Annotated in this window: 8 protein-coding genes; 6 read left to right on the top strand and 2 right to left on the bottom strand. The window is 54.0% G+C overall.

Going from position 1 to position 9,110, the window contains the following annotated elements:
* Window positions 1-4 precede the first annotated feature (4 nt).
* Window positions 5-1,666 carry a ShlB/FhaC/HecB family hemolysin secretion/activation protein gene (locus AAEY27_RS00240; RefSeq protein WP_342322974.1) on the bottom strand — a complete coding sequence of 554 codons (1,662 nt, stop codon included), beginning with the start codon at window positions 1,664-1,666 and terminating at the stop codon, window positions 5-7.
* Window positions 1,667-1,871: 205 nt separating this feature from the next.
* Window positions 1,872-2,828: a LacI family DNA-binding transcriptional regulator gene (locus AAEY27_RS00235; RefSeq protein WP_342322973.1), complete on the bottom strand. Its 957-nt coding sequence runs from the start codon at window positions 2,826-2,828 to the stop codon at window positions 1,872-1,874.
* A gap of 293 nt (window positions 2,829-3,121) precedes the next feature.
* On the opposite strand from AAEY27_RS00235, the gene AAEY27_RS00230 reads away from it, so the two are divergent.
* The 6 genes from AAEY27_RS00230 (at window position 3,122) to AAEY27_RS00205 (ending at window position 9,025) form a co-directional block, all read left to right on the top strand.
* Window positions 3,122-3,436 carry a PTS sugar transporter subunit IIB gene (locus tag AAEY27_RS00230; RefSeq protein ID WP_342322972.1) on the top strand — a complete coding sequence of 105 codons (315 nt, stop codon included), beginning with the start codon at window positions 3,122-3,124 and terminating at the stop codon, window positions 3,434-3,436.
* 12 nt (window positions 3,437-3,448) lie between these two features.
* Window positions 3,449-4,777 carry a PTS sugar transporter subunit IIC gene (locus AAEY27_RS00225; protein WP_342322971.1) on the top strand — a complete coding sequence of 443 codons (1,329 nt, stop codon included), beginning with the start codon at window positions 3,449-3,451 and terminating at the stop codon, window positions 4,775-4,777.
* Window positions 4,778-4,788: 11 nt separating this feature from the next.
* Window positions 4,789-6,177 carry a glycoside hydrolase family 1 protein gene (locus AAEY27_RS00220; RefSeq protein ID WP_342322970.1) on the top strand — a complete coding sequence of 463 codons (1,389 nt, stop codon included), beginning with the start codon at window positions 4,789-4,791 and terminating at the stop codon, window positions 6,175-6,177.
* 5 nt (window positions 6,178-6,182) lie between these two features.
* Window positions 6,183-6,488 carry a PTS lactose/cellobiose transporter subunit IIA gene (locus tag AAEY27_RS00215; protein WP_342322969.1) on the top strand — a complete coding sequence of 102 codons (306 nt, stop codon included), beginning with the start codon at window positions 6,183-6,185 and terminating at the stop codon, window positions 6,486-6,488.
* A gap of 144 nt (window positions 6,489-6,632) precedes the next feature.
* Window positions 6,633-8,012 carry a carbohydrate porin gene (locus AAEY27_RS00210; protein ID WP_342322968.1) on the top strand — a complete coding sequence of 460 codons (1,380 nt, stop codon included), beginning with the start codon at window positions 6,633-6,635 and terminating at the stop codon, window positions 8,010-8,012.
* A 110-nt stretch (window positions 8,013-8,122) separates the two neighbouring features.
* Window positions 8,123-9,025, top strand: a complete 903-nt coding sequence (locus AAEY27_RS00205) for an EamA family transporter (RefSeq protein WP_342322967.1) — start codon at window positions 8,123-8,125, stop codon at window positions 9,023-9,025.
* The last annotated feature ends 85 nt before the right edge of the window (window positions 9,026-9,110 follow it).

Here is a 9,110-nt window from a genome sequence, read left to right as displayed (position 1 = left end):
TTCCTTAAAATGTGACAGCAACGCGCCAGTTAATGGTGAGGTGATCCGGCCCAAGCCAGCCGGGATACGCGAGGGGTGTGCCGACCGTAAGCTGGCTGGCGAACCAGCGATTTGCACTGCCAAGCCCCGCCGCCGCGCCCCACAGCGTGCCGGAGGCGTACTTATCGAGGCGGTCTTTTTCCAGCCAGCCGCCGTCCAGCGCCGCCGTGGCGCTTACCTGCCCGAGCACCGGCAGGGTGAACAGGGCGTAGTTGAGTTCGTTGCGCCAGTAGCCGCCGTTATCGCCAGACAGATACTGCTCTTTGAAACCGCGCACCGAGCTTTCCCCGCCGAGCGTCAGACGTTCGCTACCGTAAAGCCTGTCCGGCGACCACTGCCCGTACAGGCTGGTCAGCCATAGCAAATCATTAGTGAGCGGGCGCTGAAAACTGGCGCTCAGACTCCATTTACGAAACTCCGCGCGCGGGACATCACCGGTTTTGTTTTCATCGGTTTCGGCGTTAAACCAGGGTGTGCCGTGGCTGTAGCTCGGGTTGAACGTTGCCACGCCGCCCAGCATTTTCTGCGTGTGGTTAATGCCAAGTTGGAGGCTGGAAAGGTTGCGGGTGCTGCTGACCAGCGGCGCATCGTTAAGCCAGTTGCGGCTGGAACGTTGCGTCACTGCCGCCGAGAGCGCGGTTTTGATATCGCCATTGCGAAACACCACCCATGAGGCATTCAGGCGGTGAGTTTTGGTGTCGCCGGTGGAAATCCACGGGAAACCCTGGTTGATAAGGGTGGTGCGGTAGTTGCTCCAGGCGTAGCTGTAATCGAGCAGGCCATAGCCGTAAGGCACGCTGACGCCGGCCTGGAAACTCTGCGCATCATAAGTGCTGGCGAAGTCGCTACTGCGCCCGCCGCTGACAAACCATTTATCCGCCAGGCCGAGCAAGTTATTGCCGGTGAGCGAACCATTTAGCTGTTCTTCGCCGGTACTTTTTTGCCCGCTATTATCCAGCGAGAGACTGGCACTTAACGGAAATTCCGGCGTAGCCGTTAAATTCACAATGGAATATCCCGGCTCGGCATCCGGCACTATTTCGATCTGCACGGGATGGCTGCGCAAACGGTTAATTTGCTCCATCCCTTGTTCAATATCGCGTAAATTTAAGACGTTACCTTCCAGACCGGGAAACACCATTTTCAACATGCGCGGCGATTCACCGTCGAGGCGAATTTGCTTTAATTTCCCCTCCAGCACGACAATGCGTAATTCACCCTGCGACAGATCCTGTTCGGTAAGAAATGCGCGGCTGGTGATATAGCCACGGCTGATATACCAGTCAGAAATCGCGGCGGTCAGTTCGGTTATTTTCGCTATATTCAGGCAGCGGTTTTGCCACGGCGCAATCAGTTTCTGCTGCGCTTTTTCGCCAATAAGCGTCACGCCGGAGAGGATAATCGTATGGATAGCAAAACATGGCCCGCTGCTCTGCGAGGCAGGCGCGCTCTGGCTTTGACGAGGAAGGGTTGTGCTGCGTTCCAGTTCATCACGCTGTTGCTGATTCTGGCGCAGCAGTTGTTCTTGTTGCTGACGAATGACATCCCGATCAGCCGGGGATAATGACGCGGCCTGCGCCGTTGCCACAAATAATAAAAATAAGACCAGATAACGCACGCTCACCATCCATGAAAAAATCGCTACCGCCAGCAGAATAGACTTAAGTGAAATTTATTCTAAGAGATTTCTTTTAATCATAATCCTATAGAATAAATGCGCGAGCAATATTCAATTCGTAAATAGATGGTATGGGTTTAAATTTAACTTTAGATCCGGATATATTCGGCGGAAATATAAAAAGCTTCCCGCAGGAAGCTTCCTTATATATTTATTATCGCTTGCCCATTTCGGGAATAATCAAATCTCCGCGCACGCGATAAGTTCCCAGCACGCTTTGGGTTTTCTCATTGAGCCACGCAACAATACGCGCGGCCATTGCGTCCATCGAATATTCAATCGCCGGAATGGTCGGAATACCGGGCAAATGCAGCGAACCCGCAAGGCTGAAGACCATAATGTCGCCCGGCACGGATTTATTAAACGCCTGCAATTGGGGGATCACCCGCTGCGCTTCTTGCTCGTCGGCAACCAATAACGCATTGAAATTTAACGTCGTCGCGTTATTCAGCAACACCTGGAGCGCCACAGAAGATGAGGTGTCATCCATAAACACCAGGTTGCGGTTAAACGGCAGGAAATTGTTTTCCAGTGCTAATTTATAGCCGTGGAGCACCTGTTCGGCTGCGGCATTGTGCGGGTGGATCAGGGCAATCTGCCGGCGGCTTTGGCTAATCAGGTAATTGCAGGCGGTTTCCGCGGCGAACGCGCGATCGAATTGGATGCTATTGGGCGTGGCGTCGTCGGACTCCACACAATCCACCAGAATCACATTTTCATCATCAATCGAGAGCGGGAAACGCGCGCCGATAATTAACACATCGTCGCACAGCCCGCAGGTCAGCTCATCCAGCGCGCTCATCACCCCCGCTTTGGTATTGGCGAAGCGCAACAGGAGATGTTTTTGGCTCTGGCTTAAATGTTTTTCCAGCGCGTAAAGATAACCGGTGGTTTGGTTGATATTTTCCTGGGCGCAGATAACACCGATGCAGCCTGTCGACTGGCTGAGCAGTGATTGCGCGATAACATTGGGCCGGTAATTCAGCTCATCGACCGCTTTTAGCACCGCGAGACGGCTGGCTTCCTTCACCCCGCGCGAACCGCTCAACACCCGTGAGACTGTGGCTTTCGACACCCCAGCTAAACGTGATACATCGTTGATTGTAGACATCTTTCTCCCCTGACGGACGACCAAACGCGTCCGCGAAATCCAAATACAGCAACGGCTAATATATAACCATCGGCAGTATAACGGTTTCCTTTTTTCATGGAAACCGATTTTCCATTTAGCGCTTTTTGCTATCAAGAAATCATTAGAATCTGTGATGTAAATCCAATAAATAAGCCTCGCCTGATATAGATATTGATAGCTATCACACTTCCGTTGAGAACAAATGGAAACCGGTTTCCATATGATATCCAATCGTCTCCGCAATAAGGCGTTACATTTGAGGACGGATAACGATGTTCAGGATTATGTTGTGCTGCTCGGCCGGGATGTCCACCAGCTTGCTGGTCAGGAAAATGCAGGAAGCGGCGAAAGCGCGCGAAATCCCGGTGGAGATCGACGCGTATGGCGTCGCGGAATTTGACACGCAGTTTCCGCGTTACCAGGTCGTGCTTCTCGGTCCGCAAGTTAAATACATGTTAAAAACACTGGCAGAAAAGGCCGCCGCTCAGGGCATTCCGGTACAACCCATCAACCCGATGGATTACGGCATGCAACGTGGCAATGAGGTACTGGACTATGCTTTGTCGCTGATTGAAGCGGCGCATTAAATAGGTGTTCTTATGAGTTCCTTATATCAATCAATGGTTACGGTTATTGAGCAAACCATCACGCCGCTGGCCGGTCGTCTTGGGCAGCAAAAGTACGTTATCGCCATCCGCGACGGCTTCACCGCCGCACTGCCGTTTATGATCATCGGCTCGTTTATGCTGGTGTTTATCTTCCCGCCGTTTTCCGCCGACACCACCGTCGGTTTCGCCCGCGCGTGGCTCGATTTCTCCGCCGAATACCGCGAACAACTGATGCTGCCGTTTAACCTCAGCATGGGGGTGATGACGTTTTTTATCTCCGTTGGCATTGGCGCCAGCCTGGGTCGTCAGTTTAATCTCGACCCGGTAATGACCGGCCTGCTGGCATTTATGGCTTTTCTGCTGGTCGCCGCGCCCTATGCGGATGGCAAAATCTCCACGCAATATCTCTCCGGGCAGGGCATCTTTACCGCACTGCTGACGGCAATTTACTCCGCGCGGGTTTATGCCTGGCTGAAACAGCACAACATCACCATTCGCCTGCCGAAAGAGGTGCCGACCGGCGTTGCCCGTTCGTTTGAAATCCTCATTCCGGTGCTGGTGATCATCGCCACGCTGCACCCGCTGAACCTGTTTATTGAAGCGCAAACCGGCATGATCCTGCCGCAGGCGATCATGCACCTGCTGGAACCGCTGGTGTCGGCTTCGGATTCCCTGCCTGCCATTCTGCTCTCTGTGCTGTTGTGCCAGATTTTCTGGTTCGCCGGGATTCACGGCTCGCTGATTGTCACCGGCATCATGAACCCGTTCTGGATGGCGAACCTCTCGGCTAACCAGGCCGCGCTGGCGGCGGGCGCTGCATTGCCGCACGTCTATCTGCAAGGTTTTTGGGATCACTATTTGCTGATTGGCGGCGTGGGTTCAACGCTACCGCTGGCTTTCCTGCTACTGCGTAGCCGCGTCGCGCATCTGCGTACCATCGGCAAAATGGGCGTGGTGCCGAGCTTCTTCAATATCAACGAACCGATTCTGTTCGGCGCGCCGATCATCATGAACCCGATGCTGTTTATCCCGTTTGTCTGCGTGCCGCTGGTCAATGCTGTGCTGGCTTACGTCGCCACCAAGATGGGCCTGCTGGCGCAAGTCGTTTCCCTGACGCCGTGGACCACGCCCGCGCCAATCGGTGCGTCCTGGGCGGCAAACTGGGCCTTAAGCCCGGTGGTGATGTGCGTGATTTGTATGGTGATGTCCGCCTTGATGTATCTGCCATTCCTGCGCGCCTATGAGCGTTCATTGCTGAAAACGGAAGAGCAAAAAGCACAAAGCAGCGCGCCGCTGGCCGAAACCATCAGCAGTAATTAAAGGAGCAGGTCATGAAATATCAATTTCCCAAAAACTTCTGGTGGGGCAGCGCCAGTTCTGCGCTGCAAACCGAAGGGGAAAGCGAGCAAGGCGGTAAAAGCGCGACCACATGGGATGCCTGGTTCGCCCGTCAGCCGTGGCGTTTTCACCAGCAGATTGGGCCGCAGGAAACCTCGACGTTTTACCGCCACTGGCGGCAGGACATCGCTCTGTTAACGCAGCTTAATCACAACAGCTTTCGCACTTCGCTGAGCTGGGCGCGGCTCATCCCGGACGGCACCGGCGAGGTGAATCCGCAAGCGGTGGCGTTTTATAACGCGGTGATCGACGAACTGCTGGAACAGGGCATCACGCCGTTTATCACCCTTTTTCACTTCGACATGCCGATGGCGATGCAGGAAAAAGGCGGCTGGGAAAGCCGCGAGGTGGTGCAGGCGTTCAGCCGTTACGCGCAAATTTGTTTTGAGCTGTTCGGCGACCGGGTGCATCACTGGTTTACTTTTAACGAGCCGATTGTGCCGGTCGAGGGCGGTTATCTGTACGATTTTCACTACCCGAACGTGGTGGATTTCAAACGCGCCGCCACGGTGGCGTACAACACGGTGTTGGCCCACGCCAGCGCGGTGCGGGCGTTTCGCGCCGGGCATCACCCCGGTGAGATTGGCATTGTGCTGAACCTGACGCCCTCTTATCCGCGCTCGCAACATCCGGCGGATGTAAAAGCGGCGCATTATGCCGACTTGCTGTTTAACCGCAGTTTTCTCGACCCGGTACTGCGTGGCGAGTATCCCGCTGACCTGGTGGCGCTGCTGAAAGAGCACAATCAGTTGCCCGCCTGCCAGCCGGACGATATCGCGCTGATTGCAGAAGGGAAAATCGACCTGCTCGGTATCAACTATTACCAGCCACGGCGGGTAAAGTGCCGGGACAGCGCGGTGAATCCCGATTCGCCGTTTATGCCAGAGTGGTTGTTTGATTATTACGAAATGCCAGGCCGTAAAATGAACCCGTATCGCGGGTGGGAAATTTACGAACCGGGTATTTACGATATTCTCACCAACTTGCGCGTGAATTACGGCAACCCACGCTGTTTTATTTCAGAAAACGGCATGGGCGTTGAGAATGAACAACGGTTTATTGAAAACGGACAAATTAACGATAGTTATCGAATTCACTTTGTTCGCGACCACCTTATTTGGCTGCATAAAGGAATTAGCGAAGGCTGTAATTGTCTTGGCTACCATATGTGGACATTTATTGATAACTGGTCATGGTGTAATGCCTATAAAAACCGCTACGGTTTTGTGCAATTAAATTTAGCTACCCAACAACGTACCATTAAGAAAAGCGGAGAGTGGTTTGCCGCCACCGCCGCCGCAAATGGTTTTACTCAGGATTGATGTTTATGGTCGCACTTGAAGAAGCGGTAATGGAAATTATCGTTAATGCCGGGCAGTCGCGCAGCCTCTGCTTTGAAGCACTGCGCTCGGCGCGGGAAGGGAACATTGAAGAAGCGAAGCTGTTGTTGCTGGAAGCCGATGGTTACGCGCGCCAGGCGCACCAGATGCAAACCAAATTAATTGAACAGGATGCCGGTGAAGCCCGCCAGCCCATGACATTAATTATGGTGCATGCGCAGGATCATTTAATGACGTCGTTATTAGCGCGTGAATTGTCCGAGGAGATTATTCAGCTCTATCAGCGTAACTGAATGGAGAATTGATTACGGTAAATCTTAATGAATCTGTACCTCACTTAATAAAATAAAGCAGTTTGTTTTGATGATGGCAATATTTCTGCCCGTTGCGGGCCGGAAGGTTATTGTCTGAGAACAACTTACTAAATTGAGATAACCATGAAGATAAATAAAAAACTTCCAGTGGCGCTGGCGGTTGCGGCTACGCTTTGCTCTGGCTCCGTCTTCGCACAAGAATTTACGCAAGAGCAAATTGACGCCATCGTGGCAAAAGCGGTGGATAAAGCGCTGGCGGAACGCCAGGCCAAAATGGACACAGCAATTAATCAAAAAGCCGATGTGGTGGTTGAACCGCAAAGCACCGCGCAAACCCCGGATATGGCGATTCCTTACGGCGTGAAATTCAGCGGTTACGCCCGTTACGGCGCGCATTTCCAGTCCGGCGATCAGAAATACGTGGGTGTTGACGGTTCGTACAACGGCGCATCGGCGATTGGTCGTTTGGGGAACGAAGGCAACGGCGGCGAATTCCAGCTCTCGAAAGCGTTTAAAGGCGATAACGGCGCGATCTGGGATATCAACGTGATGTTCGATCACTGGGGTGACGAAGTTAACCTGAAGAAAGCCTACGCCGGGGTGACCAACTTGCTGGCCTCCAACCCGAACGCTTACTTCTGGGCGGGACGTGATTTCCACCAGCGCCCGCAACAGGGCATCAACGATTACTTCTGGATGAACCACGACGGCCAGGGCGCAGGGGTGAAAAACTTCGATATCGGCGGCGTGCAGTTTGACGTTGCCGCCGTTGGCTCCATCGAATCCTGTAGCCCGGAAGTGATGGAAGATGAATCCAACCCGTCGCGCATCACCTGTACCGGCAGCTCCAACGTCGGCGATAAAGGCAACTACGCGGTGACCTCCAAAGTCCACGGCATGAAAGTCGGGCCGCTCGATCTCGAAGTTTATGCCAACTACGGCTTCGACTCGAAAGCCGTCGATCGCGACGAGCGCCTGCATGCCTGGCAAGGCGGCGTGGTGCTCAGCCACACCAACGATCACGGCGTGAACAAAGTGATCGCCCGCTATTCTGATAACTCAGACAATAGCGTGTTTAACAAAACCGACGATCTGACGGCGATTTACGCCAGCTTCGAAGGCAGCTACAAGTTCACGCAACAAACTCAGGTCGATTATCTGCTGGCCTTCCATGATTACGACAACAGCACCATCAAAACCGATAATCGCCGCAACTACGGCGCGATTGTTCGCCCGATGCACTGGTGGAACGATGTGCACTCCACCTGGCTGGAAGCGGGTTATCAGCGCGTCGATTATGACGACGGCGGCGACAACCACGGCTGGAAAGTCACGCTGTCGCAAAACATCTCGATTGCGATGGGGCCGGAGTTCCGCCCGATGCTGCGTTTCTACGTGACCGGCGGCGAAGTGGATAACAAACGCACCGCGCGCGTGACCGGCACCGACGACACCACGCTTGATTCGCTGAACATCGGCGCGATGTGGGAAGCCTGGTTCTGATGCAATAAACCGGAGGCGGTCACCCTCAACCGCCTCCGGTTAAACCCTGTGCATGTGTTATGCTTCGCGCCCTGGTGATAAGTAATCAGCATGACAAAGTTGGGTGAGTAATGGGTTCGACAAAAAAAGGGATGCTGTACGTACTGGCAGCAGCTGTGTTGTGGGGCAGCTCCGGGGTGTGCGCCCAGTACATTATGGACAAAAGCCCTATTTCGGCGCCGTGGTTAACCATGACGCGGCTGCTGTTCACCGGGGTGATTTTGTTAACGCTGTCGTTTGTGCACGGCGACAAAATCTTCGCCATCCTGAAAAACCGCAAAGACGCGCTCAGCCTATTATTCTTCTCGCTGTTTGGCGCCATGGTCGTGCAGCTTACTTTTCTGCTGACGATTGAAAAATCCAACGCCGCCACCGCGACGGTGCTGCAATTTTTATCCCCGACGATCATCGTGGCGTGGTTTGCGCTGGCGCGAAAAGCCCGCCCGACGCTACCGGTAACGGCGGCGATTTTGACCTCGCTTATCGGTACGTTTTTACTGGTGACGCACGGCAACCTGACGTCACTGTCGATTTCCTCACAAGCGCTGGTGTGGGGTATTGTGTCGGCGTTTTCCGCCGCGTTTTATACCACTTATCCTTCAGCGTTGATTGCCCGTTACGGCACCTTGCCGATTGTCGGCTGGAGCATGTTGCTGGCCGGGTTGATGCTGGTGCCATTTTTCGCCGGGCAGGGGGATGAGTTTGTGGTTGATGGCAGCCTGTTGATGGCGTTCTTCTACCTGGTGGTGATCGGCACAGCGCTGACCTTTAGTTTGTATTTGAAAGGCGCGCAGATGATTGGTGGTTCGAAAGCCAGCATTTTGAGTTGCGCCGAACCGCTCAGCAGCGCCCTGCTTTCTGTGGTGCTGCTCGGCGTGGCGTTTTCGCTGCCGGATTGGTTAGGCACGCTGTTGATTGTTTCGTCGGTGATGCTGATTTCCCTCGATTCCCGCCGCAAAATGCGCGCCGCGTAGCGGTCAGAACCCGCAATATGCCGAGGTTTTGTAGGCCCGGTAAGCGCAGCGCCACCGGGCAATTTGCCGGATGGCGCTACGCTTA

Source organism: Kosakonia sp. BYX6 (assembly GCF_038449125.1).
In the GTDB taxonomy this organism is placed as follows: domain Bacteria; phylum Pseudomonadota; class Gammaproteobacteria; order Enterobacterales; family Enterobacteriaceae; genus Kosakonia; species Kosakonia calanthes.
This window is presented reverse-complemented; position numbering and strand designations above follow the sequence as displayed.